Source organism: Acidovorax sp. GW458-11-26-14-TSB4 (assembly GCF_059423865.1).
Genome location: NZ_JBWKYR010000009.1, coordinates 179,264 through 201,284, shown reverse-complemented (window position 1 = coordinate 201,284; position 22,021 = coordinate 179,264). Strand labels below are relative to the sequence as shown.

23 protein-coding genes are annotated in these 22,021 nt (G+C 68.0%); 8 read left to right on the top strand and 15 right to left on the bottom strand.

Features of this window, described 5'->3' with window-relative positions; all coding sequences use genetic code 11:
• Positions 1-71 precede the first annotated feature (71 nt).
• Positions 72-1,115 (bottom strand): phosphoribosylformylglycinamidine cyclo-ligase, encoded by a 1,044-nt coding sequence (gene purM / locus AC07X5_RS19540; RefSeq protein ID WP_494771476.1) that lies wholly within the window; start codon positions 1,113-1,115, stop codon positions 72-74.
• Positions 1,116-1,759: 644 nt separating this feature from the next.
• Between purM and hda the strand changes: the two genes are divergently transcribed.
• Genes hda through folK form a run of 4 tightly spaced genes read left to right on the top strand, consistent with a single transcriptional unit; the run spans position 1,760 to position 5,372 of the window.
• Positions 1,760-2,458: a DnaA regulatory inactivator Hda gene (gene hda, locus AC07X5_RS19535; RefSeq protein ID WP_409955776.1), complete on the top strand. Its 699-nt coding sequence runs from the start codon at positions 1,760-1,762 to the stop codon at positions 2,456-2,458.
• A 54-nt stretch (positions 2,459-2,512) separates the two neighbouring features.
• Complete coding sequence (locus AC07X5_RS19530) at positions 2,513-3,217, top strand: histidinol-phosphatase (RefSeq protein ID WP_409955774.1); 705 nt, start codon at positions 2,513-2,515, stop codon at positions 3,215-3,217.
• Positions 3,214-4,866, top strand: a complete 1,653-nt coding sequence (gene pcnB, locus AC07X5_RS19525) for a polynucleotide adenylyltransferase PcnB (RefSeq protein ID WP_494771475.1) — start codon at positions 3,214-3,216, stop codon at positions 4,864-4,866. The genes AC07X5_RS19530 and pcnB overlap by 4 nt, the downstream gene beginning before the upstream one ends.
• 14 nt (positions 4,867-4,880) lie before the next feature.
• Entirely contained in the window at positions 4,881-5,372 is a 492-nt protein-coding gene (folK, locus tag AC07X5_RS19520) for a 2-amino-4-hydroxy-6-hydroxymethyldihydropteridine diphosphokinase (protein ID WP_494771502.1), read from the top strand.
• Here the strand turns inward: folK and AC07X5_RS19515 are convergent, their stop codons facing one another.
• Entirely contained in the window at positions 5,373-6,104 is a 732-nt protein-coding gene (locus tag AC07X5_RS19515; RefSeq protein ID WP_494771474.1) for a TetR/AcrR family transcriptional regulator, read from the bottom strand.
• A gap of 112 nt (positions 6,105-6,216) precedes the next feature.
• Here AC07X5_RS19515 and AC07X5_RS19510 point away from each other — a divergent pair, with 112 nt between their 5' ends.
• Positions 6,217-7,530 (top strand): aspartate aminotransferase family protein, encoded by a 1,314-nt coding sequence (locus AC07X5_RS19510; RefSeq protein ID WP_494771473.1) that lies wholly within the window; start codon positions 6,217-6,219, stop codon positions 7,528-7,530.
• Between the two features lie 44 nt (positions 7,531-7,574).
• Here AC07X5_RS19510 and AC07X5_RS19505 read toward each other — a convergent pair whose 3' ends face one another.
• The gene (locus AC07X5_RS19505) at positions 7,575-8,558 is read right to left on the bottom strand and encodes a Bug family tripartite tricarboxylate transporter substrate binding protein (protein WP_494771472.1); all 984 of its coding nucleotides are present in this window, start codon (positions 8,556-8,558) and stop codon (positions 7,575-7,577) included.
• A 90-nt stretch (positions 8,559-8,648) separates the two neighbouring features.
• Positions 8,649-9,710 (bottom strand): CDP-6-deoxy-delta-3,4-glucoseen reductase, encoded by a 1,062-nt coding sequence (locus tag AC07X5_RS19500; RefSeq protein WP_494771471.1) that lies wholly within the window; start codon positions 9,708-9,710, stop codon positions 8,649-8,651.
• Between the two features lie 44 nt (positions 9,711-9,754).
• Between AC07X5_RS19500 and AC07X5_RS19495 the strand changes: the two genes are divergently transcribed.
• Both AC07X5_RS19495 and AC07X5_RS19490 read left to right on the top strand, forming a co-directional pair.
• A complete protein-coding gene (locus AC07X5_RS19495; RefSeq protein WP_494771470.1) occupies positions 9,755-10,705 on the top strand; it encodes an SDR family oxidoreductase in 951 nt (316 codons plus the stop codon).
• A 117-nt stretch (positions 10,706-10,822) separates the two neighbouring features.
• Positions 10,823-11,107 carry a hypothetical protein gene (locus AC07X5_RS19490; protein WP_494771469.1) on the top strand — a complete coding sequence of 95 codons (285 nt, stop codon included), beginning with the start codon at positions 10,823-10,825 and terminating at the stop codon, positions 11,105-11,107.
• Positions 11,108-11,250: 143 nt separating this feature from the next.
• Here the strand turns inward: AC07X5_RS19490 and AC07X5_RS19485 are convergent, their stop codons facing one another.
• The 8 genes from AC07X5_RS19485 to AC07X5_RS19450 form a co-directional block, all read right to left on the bottom strand.
• Complete coding sequence (locus tag AC07X5_RS19485; RefSeq protein ID WP_494771468.1) at positions 11,251-12,000, bottom strand: DUF4124 domain-containing protein; 750 nt, start codon at positions 11,998-12,000, stop codon at positions 11,251-11,253.
• A 23-nt stretch (positions 12,001-12,023) separates the two neighbouring features.
• Entirely contained in the window at positions 12,024-12,488 is a 465-nt protein-coding gene (locus AC07X5_RS19480; RefSeq protein ID WP_494771467.1) for a hypothetical protein, read from the bottom strand.
• 451 nt (positions 12,489-12,939) lie between these two features.
• Entirely contained in the window at positions 12,940-13,449 is a 510-nt protein-coding gene (locus tag AC07X5_RS19475; protein ID WP_494771466.1) for a hypothetical protein, read from the bottom strand.
• A 264-nt stretch (positions 13,450-13,713) separates the two neighbouring features.
• Positions 13,714-14,673, bottom strand: a complete 960-nt coding sequence (locus AC07X5_RS19470; protein ID WP_409959767.1) for a chemotaxis protein — start codon at positions 14,671-14,673, stop codon at positions 13,714-13,716.
• A 219-nt stretch (positions 14,674-14,892) separates the two neighbouring features.
• Positions 14,893-15,189, bottom strand: a complete 297-nt coding sequence (locus AC07X5_RS19465; RefSeq protein WP_494771465.1) for an antibiotic biosynthesis monooxygenase family protein — start codon at positions 15,187-15,189, stop codon at positions 14,893-14,895.
• Entirely contained in the window at positions 15,186-15,671 is a 486-nt protein-coding gene (locus tag AC07X5_RS19460; RefSeq protein ID WP_494771501.1) for a LysR substrate-binding domain-containing protein, read from the bottom strand. Before AC07X5_RS19460 ends, AC07X5_RS19465 begins: the two co-directional genes overlap by 4 nt.
• Before the next feature lie 72 nt (positions 15,672-15,743).
• Positions 15,744-16,031 carry a LysR family transcriptional regulator gene (locus AC07X5_RS19455; protein ID WP_494771464.1) on the bottom strand — a complete coding sequence of 96 codons (288 nt, stop codon included), beginning with the start codon at positions 16,029-16,031 and terminating at the stop codon, positions 15,744-15,746.
• A 129-nt stretch (positions 16,032-16,160) separates the two neighbouring features.
• Positions 16,161-17,063, bottom strand: coding sequence for a LysR family transcriptional regulator (locus AC07X5_RS19450; RefSeq protein ID WP_494771463.1), 903 nt, complete (start codon positions 17,061-17,063; stop codon positions 16,161-16,163).
• 110 nt (positions 17,064-17,173) lie between these two features.
• On the opposite strand from AC07X5_RS19450, the gene AC07X5_RS19445 reads away from it, so the two are divergent.
• Positions 17,174-17,815 (top strand): NAD(P)-dependent oxidoreductase, encoded by a 642-nt coding sequence (locus tag AC07X5_RS19445; protein WP_494771462.1) that lies wholly within the window; start codon positions 17,174-17,176, stop codon positions 17,813-17,815.
• A gap of 334 nt (positions 17,816-18,149) precedes the next feature.
• On the opposite strand, the gene AC07X5_RS19440 is transcribed toward AC07X5_RS19445, so the two are convergent.
• From AC07X5_RS19440 to kce, 3 genes are all read right to left on the bottom strand, one after another.
• Positions 18,150-19,856: a tannase/feruloyl esterase family alpha/beta hydrolase gene (locus AC07X5_RS19440; RefSeq protein WP_494771461.1), complete on the bottom strand. Its 1,707-nt coding sequence runs from the start codon at positions 19,854-19,856 to the stop codon at positions 18,150-18,152.
• A gap of 176 nt (positions 19,857-20,032) precedes the next feature.
• Complete coding sequence (locus tag AC07X5_RS19435; protein ID WP_494771460.1) at positions 20,033-20,941, bottom strand: SDR family NAD(P)-dependent oxidoreductase; 909 nt, start codon at positions 20,939-20,941, stop codon at positions 20,033-20,035.
• Positions 20,942-20,990: 49 nt separating this feature from the next.
• Positions 20,991-21,932, bottom strand: coding sequence for a 3,5-dioxohexanoate:acetyl-CoA acetone transferase (gene kce / locus AC07X5_RS19430; RefSeq protein ID WP_494771459.1), 942 nt, complete (start codon positions 21,930-21,932; stop codon positions 20,991-20,993).
• Positions 21,933-22,021: the final 89 nt, after the last annotated feature.

Sequence of the window (22,021 nt, the reverse complement as noted above, 5' to 3'; positions counted from 1 at the left end):
GGAGGCGGGCACGATTTCCGTGCCCGTGTCACGCGGGGCGTCCGGTGGCTGCGCCATGGCGCGCGGCGGCCTCAGGCGACGACCACGGCGGCGCCTTCACCGCGTGGCGCAATGGCGCCAATGGTGTACACCGTCTCGCCTGCGGCGGCCAGCGTGGCGGCCGTGGCGGCGGCGTTGGCGGCATCCACCACCACCACCATGCCGATGCCGTTGTTGAAGGTGCGGTTCATCTCGATGTCGTCGATGCCTGCGGTCTTCTGCAGCCAGGCGAACAGCTCGGTCTGGGGCCAGCTGCCCTTGGTCAGGTGGGCGGCCGTGCCTTCGGGCAGCACGCGGGGAATGTTCTCCAGCAGGCCGCCGCCGGTGATGTGGGCCAGGGCCTTGATGGGATGGGCGGCCAGGGCGGCCAGCACGTTCTTCACGTACAGGCGCGTGGGCTCCATGATGGCCTGCTTGAAGGGCTTGCCGTCCAGCGTGGCGGGCGTGTCGGCGCCGGCGCGCTCGATGCACTTGCGCACCAGGCTGAAGCCGTTGGAATGCACACCGTGGCTGGCCAGGCCCAGCACCACGTCACCGGCCTGCACGTCCTTGCCCGTGAGGATCTTGGACTTTTCCACCGCGCCCACGGCAAAGCCGGCCAGGTCGTATTCACCGGCGGGGTACATGCCAGGCATCTCGGCCGTTTCGCCGCCGATCAGGGCGCAGCCGCTCAGCTCGCAGCCCTTGGCGATGCCGCCGACCACGGCAGCCGCCGTGTCCACGTCGAGCTTGCCGCAGGCGAAGTAATCCAGGAAGAACAGCGGCTCGGCGCCCTGCACCAGCACGTCGTTGACGCTCATGGCCACCAGGTCGATGCCCACGGTGTCGTGCATGTTCCACTCGAAAGCCAGCTTGAGCTTGGTGCCCACGCCATCGGTGCCGGACACCAGCACGGGCTCCTGGTAGCGCTTGGGCACCTCGAACAGCGCGCCGAAGCCGCCGATGCCCGCCAGCACGCCTTCGCGCATGGTCTTCTTGGCCAGGGGCTTGATGCGTTCGACCAGCGCGTCGCCCGCGTCGATGTCAACGCCGGCGTCTTTGTAGGAGAGGGGGGTGGGGGTGGCGGAGGAGCTCATGGATGGAATGGTGCTGCGGGTAGGCCCGCACGGCGGGCTGGAATCCGGGGATTTTAAGGGGCATCGCCGCGCCTGCCCCTCAGCCTTGTTGCAACGGGGGCTTTGCGGCGGGCCCGGCCCGCAGCAGCACGCGGGCCAGCACCCGGGCGGCAAGGAGCATGCCTGCCTCGGAGACAGCCCCCACTCCGGATTGGTCCCACAGCCCCTGGGTGCGCCGCGCGGTGTGGCTTGTCCGGTCGGACAGCGCCCGGCCCTGGGCCGTGGCCCCCGCAATTCTTTCGACCATACCCCGCTGAGGAGAGGGCCATGGGCAGGCCATGAATCCAGGGGCCCGGATGCCGGCGGGCAGGTGCTGGGAGCGGGGTGGTCAAGGGCTCGTGCCAGGGGGCCGCTTTCGGTGGTGAACAGGATGCGGCGGCACGGCACCGGCAGCAGACTAAAATCAGGCGTATTGTCGCTGCCGGGACTTTCCGCAAACTGCCCTTTGGCGCTGTGCGACAGGCCCCGTGCCACCTTGTTTCGCCGCAGTCACCTCCGGCCAGACCCCTTTCAATGCCACCTGTGATGCCGCTGCCGATTCTCTTTCCGCCCGCCGCCCGCGCTTGCTTTGCCATGGGCCCGTCTGCGCTGCCCGGAGGGCGCGCATGAAGCAGTTGGCGCTCGACATCGGACTGGCCACGGGCCCCACGCTGGCCCGCTTCTTCGCCGGCCCGAACGAGGCGGCTTTGCAACACCTGCGCCTGGCGGCCGGCGTGGGCAGCAGCCCGGCCACCCGCTCGCCCGTGCCCACCTACATCTGGGGCGAGTCGGGCAGCGGCAAATCGCACCTGCTCAAGGCCGTGCGCCAGGCACTGCGCGACGAGGGCGACGCCGTGGGCTGGCTTGACCCGTCCGAGGGCGAGCCGCCCGAGTTCGACGAGGCCTGGTCCGCCGTGCTCATGGACGATGTGCACCTGTACAGCACCTCCCAGCAGGCCATGGCCTTCAACTGGTTCGTCAACGCCATCAGCCCCGCCAGCGGCACCCAGCGCTGGGTGCTGGCCGCCGGCGAGCTGCCGCCGGCCGACCTGCCGCTGCGCGACGACCTGCGCAGCCGCCTGGGCTGGGGCCATGTGTTCCAGCTGCAGCTGCTGGGCGAGCCCGAGCGCCGCGCCGTGCTGCGCCAGGAGGCCGATGCACGCGGCGTGTTCCTGAGCGACGACGTCATGGACTACATGCTCAACCGCTTCTCACGCGACCTGGGCAGCCTGATGCAGTTGCTCGACCAGCTCGACGCCTACGCCCTGCGCGCCCAGCGCGCCATCACCATCCCGCTGCTCAAGGCAATGCTCGAGTCCGAATGATCCTGCGAACCTGCCGGCCCCCTTGCTACCTCTGCACCCCCGGCACCTGATTGAATGACCACCCCTGAATCCCCGGCCACCCGCCCCCGGCTCGCACTTTTCGACCTGGACCACACGCTGCTGCCGCTCGACTCCGACTACGAATGGGGCGAGTTCACCATCCGCATCGGCTGGAACGACCCGGTCGAGTTCGCGCGCCGCAACGGCGAGTTCTACGCCCACTACCAGGCCGGCACGCTCGACGTGCACGACTATGTGCGCTTCGCCACCGAAGCCGTGCGCCTGCGCGGCCCCGAGGCGGCGGCCGCCGCGCACGAGCAGTTCATGCGCGAGGTGATCGGCCCGGCCATCAAGCCCCAGGCCCTGGCCCTGGTGCAGCAGCACCTCGATGCCGGGGACGAGGTGCTCATCGTCACTGCCACCAACGAGTTCGTGACCACGCCCATCGCCAAGGCGCTTGGCGTGCAGCAGCTGCTGGCCGTGCAGCTGGTGCGCGATGCCAACGGCTGGTACACCGGCGAGATCGACGGCGTGCCCACCATGCGCGAGGGCAAGGTCACGCGCATGGAGCAATGGCTGGCCGAGCGCCGGCTCGCCTGGGGCGACGTCGAGAGCACCTTCTACAGCGACTCGATGAACGACGTGCCCCTGCTCGAAAAAGTCGACCATCCCGTCGCCACCAATCCCGACCCGCGCCTGCGAGCGCTGGCCCAGGAGCGCGGCTGGCGCATACTGGACCTGTTTACTGCACACCCATGATCAAGAAGTTCATCGACAAACTGCTGGGCAAATCGACGCCCGGCACCTCGGGCGGCAAGCCGCATTTCGGCAAGCGCGAAGAGGTGCCCGCCACCGTGCACGGCATCAACCCCGAACTGGTGGACCGCCGCGCGGCCGAGGTCGTGGCCACGCTCAAGCAGGCCGGCTACGAGGCCTACATCGTCGGCGGTGCGGTGCGCGACCTGCTGCTGGGCCTGCGCCCCAAGGACTTCGACGTGGCCACCAATGCCACGCCCGAGCAGGTCAAGGGCCTGTTCCGCCGTGCCTTCATCATCGGCAAGCGCTTTCGCATCGTGCACGTGGTGCACGGCCGGGGCCGCGAACACGAAGTGATCGAGGTCTCCACCTTCCGCGCCTACCTGGACAATGCCGCCGCTGGCCAGGTCGCCGGCAACGAAAAGACCAGCAAGCAGCAGCTGTCGGGCATGCAGCATGCCGTGGACGCCAGCGGCCGTGTGCTGCGCGACAACGTCTGGGGCCCGCAGGACGAGGACGCCACGCGCCGCGACTTCACCGTCAACGCCATGTACTACGACCCGGTGAGCCAGGTGGTGGTGGACTACCACAAGGGCATCCAGGACGCCAAGAAGAAGACGCTGCGCATGATCGGCGACCCCGCCACGCGCTACCGCGAAGACCCGGTGCGCATCATCCGCGCCGTGCGCTTCGCCGCCAAGCTCAGCGCCCTGGGCTTCACCATCGAGGCCAAGACGGCCGCGCCGCTGGTGCAGTCCCAGGCCCTGCTGGCCGACGTACCGCAAAGCCGCATGTTCGACGAGATGCTCAAGCTCCTGCAGACCGGCCATGCGATCGCCACAGTCGCCCAGCTCAAGAAGCTGGGCATGGCCAAGGGCATCTACCCGCTGCTGGACGTGGCGGTCGAGCGTGCCGACACCCCCTTCGTGAGCGCCGCCCTGGCCGACACCGACCGCCGCGTGGGCGAGGGCAAGCCCGTGGCCCCGAGCTTCCTTTTGGCCTGCGTGCTCTGGGAAGACGTGCGTACCGGATGGGAAGAGCGCCTGAAAAACCCGCGCCAGCATGCACTGCCCGCGCTGCAGGAAGCCATCGACGAGGTGTTCGACAAGCGCATCGGCGACGTGTCGGGCCGCGGCAAGCTGGCCGCCGACATGCGCGAGATCTGGGTCATGCAGCCGCGCTTCGAGAAGCGCGTGGGCAGCACGCCCTTCGGCATGGTCATGCAGCCGCGCTTCCGCGCCGGCTTCGACTTTCTGCGCCTGCGCGCCGATGTGGGCGAGATCGACGAGGCCCTGGCCGAATGGTGGCAGGACTTCCAGGCCGCCGACGACGACCGCCGCGAGGACCTGATGGACCAGGCGCGCGAAGAACAGAAGGCGCGCCAGCGCGTGAGCCAGCCCACGGTGCGCCGCGTGCCCAAGGCGGGGCCCGCCGGCGATGGCCAGGCACCGCAGCCGCCCAAGCCGCGTGCACCCCGTGCTGCTGCTGCCACCGATGGCGGGCAGGACGAGGGTGACGACTTTGCGCCCGAGCACGGCGGCGATGCCGTGCCACCCGATGGCAGCGCACCCAAGAAGCGCCGCCGCCGTCGCCGCAAGCCCACCGGGGGTGGTGGTGGCGGTGAAGGCTCTGCCGCGCCTGCGGCGCAGTGAGCGCTGCCGACAGCATGGCGGTAGCGGCCTTCATCGGCCTGGGCGCCAACCTCGGTGACCGGGGGGCAGCCCTGCAGCAGGCGCTGGTCTCCCTGGCTGCCGTGCCAGCGACACAGGTGCGCCAGGTCTCGCCGCTGTACCGCAGCGCGCCGGTAGACGCCGATGGCCCCGATTACCTGAATGCCGTGGCCGAGCTGGCCACGGGGCTGCCGCCCATGGCACTGCTCGAGGCCCTGCAGGCCATCGAAGCGGCGGCGGGCCGGGAGCGCCTGTACCGCAATGCCCCGCGCACGTTGGACCTCGATATCCTGCTCTATGGCGATGAGAGCATCGCCACCCCCCATCTGACCGTACCGCACCCGCGCATGGGCGAGCGCGCCTTCGTGCTGCTGCCCCTGTCCGATATCGCCCCCGGGCGCGTCACGCCAGGCCAGTTGGCGGCCGTGGCCAGCCAGCGCATCGAACGGACCGATACCTTGCTGTGGCCCGTGGCGGCCAGCCGCTGATCAGGCTTTCGGCAGCCGGGCCGCCAGCCCCTGCACCACCACCTCGCTCCAGGCCTCGAAGCCGGCATCCAGCGGGTGCGTGCTGCCGCTGCTCCAGCGCACCACGAAGGCGCGGTTGGCCATCTGCGGCAGATGCTTCGCCAGCGTGGGGCAGGCCGCGCCATCGATCTGCGCCAGGCGCTCCTGGTGGCCCGTGGCCCAGCCGTCCGGGTCGTCCGCGGGCTGGGGCGCCAGCTCCAGGGTCACGAAGCTGACCATGGCGACAATCACCACGTTGTAGGCATCGATGAGGCCCTGCTCCACGAACCCGGCCGATTCGAGCAGCGCCAGGATGCGGTCCAGCAGCAGCGGGTCCAGGCTGGCATTGGAGACCAGTTGCGCGCCCAGCACCGGTGCGATGCGCGGGTGCTGCTGCACGGCGCGGCGGTAGCGTGCGAACAGGGCGCGCAGTTCGGCCTGCCAGTCGGTGTTGGGTGCGGGGGGCGCCAGCCCGCCCACGGCGGCGGTCACGGCCCCGGCGATCAGCGCGTTGCGGCCTCCCGGCACATGCCAGTACAGCGCCGTAGGGTACACGCCCAGCGAGCGCGCCAGATCGCGCACGCTGAAGGCTTCCACCCCGCGCTGGTCGATCAGCGCCAGCGCAGCCGCCAGCACGCTCTCGCGCGACAGCGGGGGCGTGGCGGTATCCAGGGTGCCCTGGGGGGCGGGAGAGGGCTTGGCGGCACGGGGCATGGAAAGGGACGGGGCGGTTGTCAGTGCGGATTGTCAGGCATCGCCAAGCACCTCCCCTTGCCAAGCCTGTTCCATCGATCCATAATTTCTTGTACACCGTACAGGAGATGCCATGAATGCCACCCCGACCCCTCTGGACCAGGCCCTGTTCCAGGCCGTGGAGAACTACCGCACCCGCAACCCGCGCAGCGCCGCCTTGCTGGCCGAGGCCGAGCAATCGCTGCCGGGTGGCAATACCCGCAGCGTGCTGTTCCATGGCCCCTTTCCCCTGAGCATGGAGCGCGGCGAGGGCTGCCACGTGTGGGATGCCGACGGGCACGCCTACATCGACGCCCTGGGCGAATTCACGGCCGGGCTCTACGGCCACTCGCACCCGGTGATCCTGGCCGCCATCCAGGAAGCGCTGGCCGGCGGCATCAACCTCTCGTCGCACACCGCGCGCGAGGCCCGACTGGCGCAGGAAATCCGGCGGCGCTTTCCGTCCATGGAGCTGCTGCGCTTCGCCAACTCGGGCACCGAAGCCAACCTGCTGGCCCTGGCAGCCGCCAAGGCCCACACGGGCCGCGGCAAGGTGATCGTGTTCGACGGGGCCTACCATGGCGGCGTGCTCACCTTCGCGGGCGGCGGCTCGCCGATGAACGTGCCGCACGACTTCGTGCTGGCGCGCTACAACGACGGGGACAGCGTGCGTGCCCTGGTGGCGGAACATGGGCCGGACATCGCCGCCATCCTGGTGGAGCCCATGCTGGGCGCAGGCGGTTGCGTCCCGGGCGAGCCGGACTTCCTGCGGGCACTGCGCACCCTGGCCGACGAATGCGGCGCCATGCTGGTGTTCGACGAGGTCATGACCTCGCGCCTGTCCTTCGGCGGGCGCCAGGCGCTGCTGTCCCTGCGCCCGGACCTCACCACGGCCGGCAAGTACCTGGGCGGCGGCATGTCCTTCGGCGTGTTCGGCGGCCGGCGCGACGTGATGGAACGCTTCGACCCGCGCCGCCCCGACGCCTTGGCCCATGCCGGCACCTTCAACAACAACGTGCTCTCCATGGCCGCGGGCCATGCAGGGCTCTGCCAGGTGCTTACGGCCGAGGTGGTGCAGGCGCTCAACGCCCGGGGCGAGCAGTTGCGCGCGCACTTCAATGCCGTGTTCGCGCAGCACGGCGTGGACATGGGCTTTAGCGGCATCGGCTCGCTCATGACCCTGCACGCCACCGCAGGCCCGGTGCGCTCGCCCGCCGACCTGCAGGGTACGGACGGGCGGGCCAAGGACCTGCTGTTCTTCGGCCTGCTCGAAGAGGGTGTGTTCATGGCGCGGCGCGGGCTGATCGCGCTCTCGCTGCCCGTGGGCGATGCCGAGTGCGACACCCTGGTAGCCGCACTCGATGCCGTGGTGGCGCGCCACCGAGCCGTGTTGCCGGCGCGGGCGTAAACAAAGGGCTCCGGAGGGGCCCTGTACAGCAGATGAAGCGCTGGTCAGTCGACCTTCGCGCCGGAGGCTTTCACCACTTGCTGGTACTTGGCGCGCTCGGCCGCCATGAAGCTGTCGAATTGCGCTGGCGTGGTCGCCACGGGCTCGGCCAGCAGCAGGCCGAAGCGGGTCTTGGTCTCGGGCGCATTGAGGGCCGCGACGAAGGCCTTGTTCAGCTTGTCGATCACCGGCTTGGGCGTGGCCGCAGGCGCCACCAGGCCCCACCAGGTGTCGATCGAAAAGCCCTTGAAGGTGTCCGACAGCGGGGGCACGCCCGGCAGGTTGGGGCTGGCGGCCAGCGAGGTCACGGCCAGGGCCTTGAGCTTGCCGGCACGGATGTTGGGTGCTGCGGCGGCCAGGTTGTCGATGTTGAAGTCCACCTCTCCGGCCAGCAGGGCCAGCTGCGCAGGGTTGGCACCGCGGTAGGGGATGTGCAGCGCGAAGATGCCGGCGCGCTGCTTGAACATCTCGCCCGCCAGGTGGCCGGCGCTGCCGTTGCCGCCGCTGCCGTAGTTGAGCTTGGCCGGGTTGGCCTTGGCGTAGGCGATCAGGTCGGCCAGGGTGTTGATCTTGAGTTGCTCGGCCTTGGCGGCGTTGATCACCAGCACGTTGGGCACGCGCACCATCTGCGTGATGCCGGCGAAGTCCTTGCCCGCGTCGTAGGGCATACGGCTGTAAAGCCAGGGGTTCACGGCATGCGTGGCCGTGGCCGAGATGCCGATGGTCAGGCCGTCCGGTGCCGCCTTGGCAATCGCGTCGGCACCGATGTTGCCGCCCGCGCCGCCCTTGTTGTCGATGATCACCGTGCCCAGAGAGTCGCGCACGCGCTCGGCCAATGCGCGTGCCGTGACGTCGATCGGACCGCCCGGTGCGTAGGGCACGATCAGGCGGATCGGCTGGCCCGAGTCCTGCGCCATCGCGGCATGGGGAAGGGCAGCGGCCACGAGGGCGGCGCCGGCGAGGAGGGTGGTGAGGTTTCTGCGGTTCATGGGTGCCATTGTGCAAAAAATGGAGCGGCCACTACAGAAAAGATGTGCAGGCATCAGGAAATACCCCATCTCCTGAAACGTCGTCTTCCGTCAGCCGTGCTTGTCCGCCTCGGAGGTGAACGCATCGGCAAAGAACTCCTCGGGCGGCAGTCCCCGGTGCGCACTGTAGGCGTCGCGCGCCGATTCGACCACGATGGGGGCACCGCAGGCATACACCTGGTGGCCCGAGAGGTCGGCAAAATCGTCCATCACGGCCTGGTGCACGAAGCCCGTGCGGCCGGTCCAGCCGTCTTCGGGCAGGGCGTCGGAGACCACGGGCACATAGCTCAGGTTGGGCATTTCGGCCACACGCTCCTGCACCCATTCGGCCATGTACAGGTCGCCGGGGCGGCGGCCGCCCCAGTAGAGCACCACCGGGCGTGTGATGCCCTTGAACTGGATGTGCTCGATCAGCGCCTTGGTGGGCGCAAAACCGGTGCCCGAGGCCAGCAGCACGATGGGCTTGTCCGAATCCTCGCGCAGGAAGAAGCTGCCGAACGGGCCTTCCACGCGCAGGATCTCCTTTTCCTTCATCGCGCCGAACACATGGTCGGTGAAGCGCCCGCCGGCCATGTGGCGGATGTGCAGTTCGATCCCCGACGCATCGCCCTGGGTGTGCGGCGCATTGGCCATCGAGTACGCGCGGCGCGCACCGTCGCGCAGGATGAACTCGATGTACTGCCCCGCGTGGTAGCGGAAGGTGTCGGCCGCGGGCAGTTGCAGGCGCACCTGCATCACGTCGTGCGACTTCTTGGCGAGGCTGGATACGCGCACCGGCATCTTCTTGACCGGGTAGGCGCTTTCGTCGGTGACCTGGCGCGATTCGAGCACCACGTCGGACAGGGGCTTGGCGCAGCAGGTCAGCACGTAGCCCGCGGCCTCCTCGTCGGCCGTGAGGGCCTTGGACTGGTGGTTGGCATGGAACACCGCACCGCTGAGCTTCTTGCACTTGCAGGAGCCGCAGGCGCCATCCTTGCAGCCATAGGGCAGGCCCACGCCGCTGCGGATGGCGGCCAACAGGATGGATTCATCGCCCTGGGCGGCAAAGGCGCGGCCGCTGGGCTGTACGGAAATCTGGAACGTGGACGTGGGGGCCGCCGCGGCGCTGGTCATGTTGTGGGTATCCTTGGGACGTATCTTCTTTCGCGGACCCGATTTTGCCCTCAAACCAAAACCCCCTCGGAGCCCTGCCGGCGCGCTTTCGCCGTGAACGCCTGCTGATCGTGGGCTGCGGTGATGTCGGCCAGCGCGTGGTGCGCCAGCTGCAGGCGGGCGGCACGGCGGCCCCGCGGCTGCGCGTGCTGGCGCTCACCTCCAGCCCCGCACGCGTGCAGGGCCTGCGCGAGCGCGGCATCACACCCCTGGTGGGCAACCTGGACGATGGCGCCACGCTGCGGCGCCTGTCGGGCGTGGCGACGCGGGTGATGCACCTGGCCCCGCCGCCCGGTGAGGGCGCCGGTGGCCAAGCCTGGTGGCGCGACCCGCGCACCGTGGCGCTGGCGCGCGCGCTGCGCCTGCGCAGCCAGCCGGTTTCGCTGGTGTACGCATCCACCAGCGGCGTGTATGGCGACTGCCAGGGGGCCCTGGTGCCCGAGACGCGCGCCCCGGCCCCCGCCACCCCACGCGCCCAGCGCCGCGTGAATGCCGAGCGCGCCGTGCGCCACCTGGGGCGGGCCGGCGTGCGCGCCAGCATCCTGCGCATCCCCGGCATCTACTCGCCCGACCGCGAGGGCGGCACGCCCGAAGCGCGGCTGCGCCGGGGCACACCGGTGCTGGTGGCCGAGGACGATGTCTACACCAACCACATCCATGCCGACGACCTGGCCCGGGCCTGCCTGCGCGCGCTGTGGAAGGGGCGCCCCCAGCGCATCTACAACGTGAGCGACGACAGCGAACTGAAGATGGGCGACTACTTCGACCTGGCGGCCGACCTCTATGGCCTGCCGCGCCCGCCGCGCCTGCCGCGCAGCACGGCGCAGACCGAACTGCCCGTGGTGCTGCTGAGCTTCATGAGCGAGTCGCGCCGGCTGGACAACCGGCGCATGCTGCGCGAGTTGGGCCTGCGCCTGCGCTACCCCAGCGTGGCTGACGGACTGAAGGCCGCCTGAGCCCAAGGCTCAAGGCCCCATGCCCGGCTCGTACTTGTGGATGCGGGCGCGCCAGTCTGTGGGCGCGGGGTTGCTGGTGTTGTTGCGCAGGTCGCGCGCCACCTGATCGCGGCGCTCTTGCTCGCGCCTCTCCTGCTCGCGCCGGGCGTTGTCGCGTTCACGATCGCGGCGCTCGCGGTCGGCCTGCTCGCGCTGGGCCTGTTCCCGTTGCGCCTGCTCGCGCTGGCGCGCATGGTCGCGCCGTTCCTGGTCCCGGCGGGCTTCCTCACGCTCGCGCTCGCGTTCCCGCTGCCGTTCCCGGTCCCACCACGCCGAACAGTGACAATAACGCCAGGCGCACGGGCAAAAGGGTCATGGAGCTCCTTGGGCAACCGCCGAAACCGTGGCGGTGCCCGCTATTGACGCGCGGAAGGCAGTGGCGGTTGACGCCGTGGCTGTGGCATTTTGGGGGAGACGATGCCAGTAGAAAGGCAGGTTCCCGTCCCCTGCCGAGCACGCAGGCGGAGGGCGGTGCGCGAACGGGCCTGCGGAGTGTTTTCCGTCGCTCAGCAGGGCGCTTGGCCGCCAGTGCCGTTGGAGCGGCACACGCCGCCCTGGCCAGGGAAGCGCCCCGGGCCGTTGCGCGGATAGGTGTTGCCCTGGTTGTCCGTGCACCGGTAGTCCGAGCACTGCGTGAGCCGTGGTGGCGGCTGCTGGGGCGTGGTGGGGAAAGGCTGCGGGAACACCGCAGGCGGCGGATAGGGTGCCGGATAGCCGATGCCGTAGCGCGGCGGCACCACCACCACGCGCGGCTGGGCGGCGCGGGCGCGCTCCAGATCGGCATAGCCTTGGGGGCCCAGGCAGTCGAGGTCCATCTGCCGCTGGGCGGCCTCCAGGCGCTGGCCCTGCTCCTGCGTAGAGCGGGGCCCCTCGCTGGCCACCAGGTCGTAGTTGCGGCGTGAGCGCGCGCATTCGGGCGAGCGCGCGTAGTCCTGCGGCAGCGGAGCGTTGGTGGCGCGTTCCCGGTTGCGGTCGGCTGCGCGCCGGGCCTCGGCCTGGGCCGCCTCGTTCTCGGCCTGCAGGCGCTGCTGCTTGCGCTCCAGCGCCTCGGCAGACAGTTGCCGGTCCTGCAGTATCTCTTCGGGCGTGCGGCGGGCTTCCACCTCCCGGGCCGCTTCGCCGCTGCCGCAGATCCCATCGGTATAGGTCACCTTGCCGGTGCGCGCATCGGTACAGCGGATAACCTGGGCCTGTGCACCCAGGCACAGGCCTGCCAGGAACAGGCCGCAGAGGATGGGGCGCAGAGGGCGGAACATGGCGCTTCGCAAGCTGACGTCCCTCAGGGGCTGGATCGCAGGCCGCCGCGCCAACCGGTGGATGCGGTGCTGAGGACGGACTGGACTGGCCGGCTCTCGTTGCGCCTGCGGTCCGCGGCTGCACGTTGGTCGCGCTCGGCCTGGTCACGTCGTGCCTGTTCCCGTTCCAGCTCCATCTGTTGTTTGTGGCGTTCCTCACCGCGCCGGGCGTGGTCACGCTCCTGGTCGCGGCGTTCGCGATCCGCCTGTTCGCGCCGATCCTGGTCCCTGCGGGCTTCTTCGCGCTCGCGCTGCCGTTCCCTGTCGCGTTCGCGTTCCTCGCAAGCGTAGCGGTCGCGTTCCATCTGGTCGAGCAGGGCGGTTTCCCGGCGCTGGGCAGCCTCCCGGTACTCCTGCTCGCGCCGGTCCCGCTCGCGTTCGGCAAGGGCTTCGGGGCCCATGCAATTCATGTCCATGCGCCGCTCTGCGGCCTCCTTGAGGGGGGCCATATTCCCGCGTGGAACGGTGGTCCTGCTGGATGCGCAGCAGGTCGTAGGCGCCCCGGGAACTTGCGCGCCCGGGCGATCTGGCCTAGCCGTGTGTCCGCCGGGCATGGTCGAAAAGTACGCGTTGAAGGTCCGCCGCACGCTGCGCATCGGATGGGGCCGCGCCATTGTCCGCCTGCAGCCGCTGTCGGCTCCGCTGCAGCGCTTCGGCGTAGGACTGCTGCTGCCGGCGTACCTCTTCAGGTGCCGGGCGTATCTTGACCTCTAGCACGGCCTCGCCGCTGTTGCACGCACCGTCGGTGTAGGTGTTCTTGCCGGTGCGGGAGGCGGTACAGCGCATAACTTGGCCATGGGCAGGCATCACTACAAAGAGTGTGCTGACCAAGCCTAGATAGGCACAGCTTGCTACACCAAGAACCTGACGCACTGAGGCAAGCATGACGTAATACCGATGTTATGGACCCGCGCCGGTCTCTTGTGTGGGATAAGGAGTGTATGAACCTGAACGCCCTTGACCTGGAGTTGGTCGGTTCTGGCCTCGGCCCCGCTCGGCGGCCGCACGGCGGTCGCGCTCGATCTGGTCGCGGCGTGCCTGCTCGGCCTGGGCCTGGTTGCGGCGCTCCTGGTCACGGCGGGCGTTGTCGCGGTCGCGGTCACGCTCCCGGTCGCGGCGTTCGCGCTCGGCCTGATCGCGCCACTGCTGTTGCGCGCGTTCACGTTCGCGCTCGCGCGCCCAATCGCGGTCGTCGCGGCGGTTGTTGTAGTACACCGGCGGCGGCGCCACGTACACCGCTGGTGGCGGCGAGTGGTAGACCGGCGGCGCGTCGTAGATGATGGTCGACGTGCTCGGCGGGTAGTAGGTGGGGGCTGGTGCGTAGTACGGGTCGCCCGGTACTGTGGCACAGCCAGTCAGCACGGCGCCCAGGACCGTGGCGGAGAGAACGCGGGCTAAGGTATTTGTCATGTGGAATCAGGCTCCCGGCGCACAAGGCGCGTTCCGCGTTGCAGGTAAAGGCCAGGAAAACAACATCCCGAGGGTGTTACATCTCCAGGCCACTGCTAACCTTGACGTTTGAGGGCCCTATTTGGTTGACCGGCCACCAGTTTGCCGCAGACGGGCGCGCAGGCATAGCCCCTGAGGGTAGGCCAAATGCCCATGCGCGGGTAGGCGCGTGAAATCGTTCACGCCCAAAGGCTGGTTGCGCTGCAACCAGCCGTGCAGCAGGGCTTACTTGGGCAGCACGCGGCGGATGGTCTCCGCCAGGTCTTCGGCCACGAACTTGGCGACGTAGCCATCGGCGCCCACGCTGCGCACATGGTCTTCATTGGCCGAGCCCGACAGCGAGGAGTGAATGACCACCGGCAGACCGTGGAAGCGCGCATCCTGCTTAATGTTGCGGGTCAGCGTGAAGCCGTCCATCTCGGGCATTTCCAGGTCGGTCAGCACCATGGCGACGCGATCCAGGATGGTCTTGCCCTCTGCCTCGGCGCTCTTGGCGATGGCGTTCAGGCGGTCCCAGGCTTCCTTGCCCGACTTGACCATCTCGAACGGCGCATTCAGCGCCTTGAGTTCCTGCTCGATCAGCGAGCGGGCCACGAAGGAATCATCGGCCGCCAGGATGATGCTGCCGGGCTTGAGCTTGAGCTTGGCGCCCACCTTCTCCTCGGTGACCTCATGGCCGTCCGAGGGCGAGACCATCTGCAGGATGGCTTCCACGTCCAGCACCTGGGCCAGGCGCGATTCGTCGGTGTTGCCGTCCAGGCGGGCAATGCTGGTCACCAGCTTGCCCTTGGCGCCGCTGGTCTCGGCCGAGAGCACCTGCTTCCAGTCCAGGCGCACGATGTCTTCCACCGACTCCACGGCAAAGGCCTGGGTGGTGCGCGCGTACTCCGTCACCAGCATGATGTTCAGCCCCGTCTGCGGCTTGCAGCCGACGATGGAGGGCAGGTCCAGCACCGGGATCACCTGGCCGCGCAGGTTGACCACGCCCAGCGAGTGGGCCGTGGTGCCTGCGATGGGCGTGATGCTGGGCATGGCCACGATCTCGCGGATCTTGAACACGTTGATGCCGAAGAGTTCGGACTTGCCCAGGGCGTTGTCCGTCCCCAGGCGGAACAGCAGCAGCTCGAACTTGTTGGTGCTGGTGAGGTTGGTCCGCTCGTCGATGTCCTGCTGCACTGCTTTCATGGAAATGTCCTTTGCGCTGATACGCGCGTTTACAAATTCTAGGATCAGAACGGTGTGCGCAGCACGTTAAATTGTCAGGGCGTACCCGAATGGGGCCTGCCCGGCCTCAAGCGTCGCGGCGCCGAGACACTGCCGATGCATGCCCCATGCCAGCCGGGCATGGTTGTTACAAATAGGCCCGGGCAGCGCGCGGGAGGCAGTTCGTGCCCAGCCATTTTGCTACACGCCCGTGACAGGACCATAGTGCAGCACGGTGGGAAAAGGGTCATAGAAATGGTGCAGCAGCGCCTTCCACTCCTGGTACTGCGCGGACTGGCGAAAGCCCACCTCGTGGTCCTCCAGCGTGTCCCAGCGCACCAGCAGCACATAGTCATCAGGTTTCTCGATGCAGCGCTGCAATTCGTGCGACTGGCAGCCCGGCATCGAGGCAATGATGCGCTGGGCCTGGGCAAAGGCCTGCTCGAAGGCGGCGCTCTGGCCGGGGCGGATGGTGAGTTGGGCGATTTCCAGGATCATGGGAGGGCCTGCGGGGGTGGTGCAGCCCCGGTTGTACCAGCCCCGGCGCCCGGCGCACAGGTTTCCTGGACTGCACTCGGCAGGGGAGCCGGTGCCGCGGCCCCTGCGGCGACCACCCCCAGCAGCGCCAGCATGGGCGCGTCGGAAGCATCGCAGGCCAGGCCCATGTGCCGGTCGAAGGCCAGTGCCCCGTCCAGCGGCCGCGCCGGCGCATGGCGCGCGTGGGCGGCATGCGACTGCGGCACCTCCGCCAGGCCGATGCCGGCGTCCACCAGGTGCAGCAGCAGTTCCTCGCGCTCGGCGCTGGCGCGTACCGTGAGCGCAATGCCGTGCTTCGCCAGCAGGCGGATGAAGGACGGGTGCAGCGGGCAGTGCGGCCACTCGATCAGCGGCAGGCCCGCAAGGTCAGCCACCCCAAAACGCTTTTTGAAGCGCAGCGGGTGGCCGCCGGGCACCAGCATCACACAGGGCTCGCGCCACAGCGGGAAAAGTGTCGCCCTGCGCCTTGCAGTGCTCGGCCACCAGGCCCAGGCAGGAGTCCTCGGCGCTGGCGGTCAGCCGGACCAGGGCCTGTGGGGCAGGTGCTGCTCCAGCTGCGCCAGCAGCGGTGCGGCCGGGCCCACCAGCAGGGTGTCCTGCAGGAAGACACGCAGGGTCTCGCGCGGCGCCTCGCGGAAGTCGCGCACCATGGCGCTCGCCTCGTCCAGCAGGCTGCAGGCACGTGGGTACAGGCGGCAGCCCTCGGGCGTGGGCGCCAAGCCATTGCGGCTGCGCCCGAACAGCAGGGCATCAAGCGCATCTTCCAGCCCCTTGATCGCCATGCCGATGGACGGCTGCGCCACAAAGCAGCCAAGGCTCCGTGGGGAAGAACGAAGCCGCGACTGTAGGCAGGCCGCCGCGCCCGCACAACAATGGAATTTATGGCCTGCGGCGATAAAAATCCGATGGATGTCCAGGCGGCTCCGCGGGGCTCAATCCAGCATGCCCGGCACCTGGCGCAGATAGGCATGCAGCGCCGCAATCGCCTGTCGCACCTTGGCCGGCTGGGCATCGCGCTGTGGCGTCACGGCCCAGACGTCCAGCGTGCCCAGGTCGCACTGCGGCAGCAGGCGCACCAGGCGGCCCGACTGCAGGGCCTCGTGCACGTCGCTGCTGCCCAGCATGGCCACACCCAGGCCGGCCTCGCACATCTGCTGCAGCGACAGCTGGTTGTTGCTGGCGATGCGCGGCTCCACGCGCAACGCGCGCGACTCGCCCGCGCTGTTGCGCAGCTCGGCGAACATGCCCTCGCCATCGCGCACCAGGCCGAGCCAGCTGTGCGAGAGCAGCGCGTCGGGGTGCTGGGGCATGCCATGGCGCGCCACCCATCCGGCCGAGGCGCACAGGTAGACGTTCATGGCGCACAGGCGCCGCGCCGCCCAGCTCGAATCCTGCAGCCGACCAAAGCGCACGGCCAGGTCGATGCGGGCGTTGATCAGGTCGATGGGCGCATCGTCCACCAGCAGCCGCAGCCGCAGCGCCGGGTGGGCCGCCAGCATGTCCCCCAGAGCCGGCGCGATGTGCCGCGCAAAGCCCACGGTGGCCGACAGGCGCAGCTCACCGCTCGGTGCATCGCGCGAAGCAGCCAGTTCGGCCCGTGCCTGCTCAGCCGCCGCCCACATCGCCGCGCAGCGCGCGTGGTAGCGCTGGCCGGCCTCGGTCAGCGCCAGCTGGCGTGTGGAGCGGTGCAGCAGGGTCACGCCGCCATCGCTTTCGAGCTTGCGCACCTGCTGGCTCACGGCCGAGGTGCTCATGCCCAGGGCGCGCGCGGCCCCGCTCATCGAGCCGTGCTGCACCACAGCAGCGAACACGGCCATGCGCTTCAAGTCATCCATGGAAGTCTTTTGTGAAGCTGTGCTTCAAGGTGAAGGCGATTTTTGCCATCTACCGGCTTGTTTGACAAGCCCATATTCTCACTGCATCGACCTCAACCCAAGGACATGACATGAAAATCGCCCTGATCGGTGCCACCGGCTTTGTCGGCTCGGCCGTGCTCGAAGAACTGCTGCACCGCCAGCACCAGGTGACCGCCCTGGCCCGCAACCCCGGCAAGATCACCGCCCGCGCGGGCCTCGCCGTGGTGCAGGCCGATGCCCAGGACGCCGCCCAGGTGGCCCAGGCCGTGGCCGGCCAGGAGGCCGTGGTCAACGCCTACAACCCAGGCTGGACCGTGCCCGACATCCATGACCAGTTCCTCATCGGCACGCGCGCCATCTATGCGGGCGTCAAGCAGGCCGGCGTCAAGCGCCTGCTGGTGGTGGGCGGTGCGGGCAGTCTGTTCGTCGCCCCCGGTGTGCAGCTGGTGGACACCCCCGGCTTCCCGGCCGAGTACAAGGCCGGCGCCCTGGCCGCGCGCGAGGCACTGAACCTGATCCGTAGCGAAAGCACGCTGGACTGGACCTTCCTCTCGCCTCCCATCCTGCTGGCCCCCGGCGAGCGCACCGGCCAGTACCGCCTGGGCACCGATGCCCCGCTGATGAACGGCGAAGCCCCCGGCGGCATCAGCGTGGCCGACCTGGCCGTGGCCATCGTCGACGAGCTGGAGAATCCGCGCCACGTGCAGCAGCGCTTTACCGTGGCGAGCTGATCGCTTCGGCCAGTATTTCTGGGAATTAAAGTCGTAAACCCGCAATCAAAGTTGTAAACCTGCATCTAGGGCGTGTCATCATTCATTTCGCCCCCCGCGCTGGCCCCGGCATGCGACGTCTGCTTTGTAGCTTGGCTTGCCAATAGCCTTGCACACGCAAGGAACGCCACGACGAGTGGCGCGCCGGCAAGGGACTTCCCTTCGGGTTGCCCGGCCTGGGGGCCGTCTGTGGCGTTGCCCGCGCTTGCAAGGTGCACACCTTGCTGCGCACGGGCGCCTTGCATCCAGCCCCCAGGCCGGGCAACGCGATCCCCGAAATTGGTGTTAACAGGCCTTAGTTGGCGCAAACGAACGAGCCGGCCTGATTGACATCTCCAGAGCCACTGTACTTCGGCCATTGAGGGTAGTCGCAGAGGGGGCGGGTCCGGCCCGGTACCCCAGTTACGTCGGTGGTTACCTGATTGGTGGGGGCAATGCCATTTTCCACCCAACGCTCCAGGGTAGTCAGCGAGTCCCAGGTCGCATTGAATGCGGTGCTCACAGCATGGCCAAGTCCGGGTACTTCGTAATAGCGGGCAAAGCTTCGTACGCGGTCCGGTCCCATCTGGGTCTGCAGGCGACGGTAGTAGTCCTCGGTTGCGCGCGAGCTGACCAGTACATCTGCCAAGCCATGGGCCAGTAGCAGCTTTCCTCCCTTGGCGGCGAATGCGGAAACGTCGGTTCTGGTATCCAGCTGGCGGCTGAGCTCGCTGATGCGCGCACCCCAGGGGCCGGGGCTTTCAGGGTCCAGCAACAGGGAGTTGAAGCCTGCATCACGTGTCACGGAGTACTTGATCCACTGATCGACCAGCACGCTGATATAGGGAGCGTTGCGCGGCACAGGCATAGCAGGAGCAGCTGTACCCAGCGCAAGGAACGTGACCGTAGGTTGGACGGGAGACGGGTTGGAGGTGATTCCCAGGTCGGCACCCCAAACGTTGTAACCAGGGTAGCGGGTCTCGCCGCTGGCGAGCGCGAACTTGAAGACCGTGTCCGTGTTCATCACCTTGAGCGCCTGGATCTGAGGGTCGGAGAGACAGTTGTCACCTGTGTCGGCTCCGCCCGTGCATCGCAGTGCGCTTCCACCAACCGTGGCGACCGCCGGGTCAAAGATGGCATTGCACTGCCTTTGGTTGCTGATGAGTCCGTCCTGGACGCCATCGAGTGTGTCGCAAGCCTCCATGGCGGCCTTGTAGACGAGTGCCCGCTTTGGCACGCTGGGGTAGGCGCCTGGCTGGGCCAGAGCGATGTTGCTGCGGTGGCCGCCCAGGAGCGCTGCTGCGTCGTTCCATGCCGGATACCAGGCAATGGCACCATCCCAGTCGGCCGGCCAGCGCTGAATGGCTGCCAATGCCTCGCGGCCGCCAGTGGATCCGCCCGCGAAATAGGACTTCTGCGGGCTGGAGGCGTAGCGCGCCTTGATCACGTGGACCGCAGCATCGCGGGTTTTCTTCAGTGCATCGCCGCCGAAGTTCCGCACGGCCTCCTCGTTCAGTCCCCATGTGCCATCCTGCGATCCGTACGCGTTCGCCTGGTGGCCAGAGTCGCTGGCAAAGGTGGCGTAGCCGCGACCAAGCGGTGTCGGCTGGTCCACGGGACCATTGGATACATTGCCTCTGACGTTGGGGACCGAGCCGTTGAAGCCACCCCCGCCAAACATCATCGTCTTGTTGTTCCAGGCTGTTGGCAGCGCGACATTGAACCGGATGTCTGGGGCGGTGGCATCCACGGGGCCGATGCGGGCTGTGACCAGGCAATGCGCGGGCACCGCTGCAACGCCGCTGCCGCTCGCCTCGACGGGCGTTGCCGTCAATACGCTGCCGCCGGAGGTTGGCAGGTTGATCGCGGATGCCGGGATGGCCAGTCCCGCAAGCTTCTCGCAGGCCATGGGTGCCTGGGCAGCATCTGCCGAGTCATTGCCTCCGCACGCAATCAATCCTGCGGCGGCGGTGGTCAACACGACCCACCGTCCTGGTGCGCTCAGCGCATAGAACTGTTTCATGCTTGTCTCCTTGTGTTATTGGTATCTAAAGCGGGTGGGCGCCTGTGCGCGCTACCCGGAACAAGTCTCGATGCGACCGGGGGCACTGGCAATGTGCGCCGCGCACACTCCGGTTGCTCTGCAGATGTGAGTGGCGGCTGTGCCGTGCCTTCATTCAATGAGGCACGGCCACCCCGTCAGGATTGAATCGCTGTCTCGGCCTGTAGGCCCGCTTTCACAAGTTCGTGCCGGTACTGCTCCCACCCAGACGCTGGAACAGTTTCTTGCGCGCGGGACTGCACCTGCTGCAGCTTGCTGCGCACCACTTGCGCAGCATCCGGGCCTTCATCCACATGGATACCTTGGGTCATGGTGATATGGGCGCTCTCGAAGCTTCCAGCGCCTGCCAGCAGGATCATGCGGGTAGGTGCGTCGTCCGCCACCAGGGCGATCAGCCCTGGGCTGACACGCTCGGGCGCCAGACCGGACAAGGCGTCCTGTGGCAGTACCCCGTGTGTCATGCCTGTAGCTGCGCTTGGCGCCAGGCAGTTGACCCGGATGCCATGGCGCTCCCCTTCCAGCGCAAGCGTCTGCATGAGACCGACCAACGCCATCTTTGCAGCGCCATAGTTGGCTTGACCGAAGTTTCCATACAGTCCTGAGGACGAGGTCGTCATGACGATCCGGCCATAGTCTTGGGCGCGCATGAGGCCCCAGACTGCCCGCGTGCAGTGAACTGCACCCATCACGTGCACCTCCATCACCAGCCGAAAGTCCTCCAAAGACATCTTGGCAAAGGACTTGTCGCGCAAGATCCCTGCGTTGTTCACCAGAATGTCGATCCGACCCCAGACTCCAGCGGCTTTGTCCACCATGGACTGCACCTGCTCAGGCTTCGTCACGTCGGCGCCATCCACCATCGCTTCGCCCCCTGCCTGCAGGATCTCCGCCACCACGCGCTGGGCGGGGGAGTCCTTGCGCTCGGCGCCCAGATCGTTCACGACCACCCGGGCGCCATGGCGTGCCAGCTCCAGAGCGTGAGAACGGCCTAGGCCACCTCCGGCTCCAGTCACGATGGCCACCTTGTTCTGCAAAATCTTGCTCATGTGTCTTCCTTGATTTCTTGCTATGGATAGGGTTTTCGGGAACGTGGTGTCAGATGGCGACCGCATCGGCGCCTTTGAGGCCCAACATGGCCCGCGTCTCGGCGGGGCTGGCGATATCGAGTGACAGCTCCTGCAGGATGCGGCGGATCTTGCGTACCTGGTCTGCGCAGGAGGTGGCCAGTTGCCCCTTGCCCAGGTAAAGGCTGTCTTCCAGTCCCACACGCACATTGCCGCCCATGGCGGCGCCTATCGTGAGCAGCGGCATCTGGTGGCGCCCCGCGCCCAGCACCGAGAAGCGATAGCCATTGCGGCCGAACAGGCGGTCGGCGGTGGACTTCATCACGAACAGGTTCTCCGGGTCGGGGCCCAGTCCGCCCAGAATGCCGAAGATGGCCTGGATGAACAACGGGCCTTTTATCAACCCCTCGTCCACAAAGTGCGCCAGGGTGTGCAAGTGCCCCACGTCGTAGCACTCGAACTCGAAGCGCGTTCCGCAGCCATCGCCCAGCACCTTCAGGATGTGCTTGATGTCGCGAAAGGTGTTGCGAAAGATCAGGTCCTCCATGCCTTCGATGTAGGGCTTCTCCCAGTCGTGGCGCCATTCGGTGATCTTGCGCGCAGCAGGGTGGATCGAGAAGTTCATGGAGCCCATGTTCAGCGAGCACATTTCGGGTTGGGCAATCAGGGGATAGGCCAGCCGTTCTTCAAGCGTCATGCGTGTGCTGCCTCCGGTCGTGATGTTGATGACCGCATCCGTGGCTGCATTGATGCGCGGCACGAACTGCGCGAACACCGCAGGGTCGGCCGTGGGACTGCCGTCGGCCGGGTTGCGCGCATGCAGGTGCAGGATGGCAGCACCGGCTTGTGCCGCATCGATGGCTTGCTGGGCAATCTCATCGGGTGTCAACGGCAGATACGGCGACATGCTCGGCGTGTGCACCGATCCAGTGACTGCACAGGAGATGATGACTTTGTTCGGAAGCTTGTCCATGGTGTGGTCGAGGGAGGCTGGTTTCTTGGATGTGTCGAAGGCGAGGGCCCCCTGGCACGGCGAAGTGGGCGCAGCGGCGAAGGTGCGCG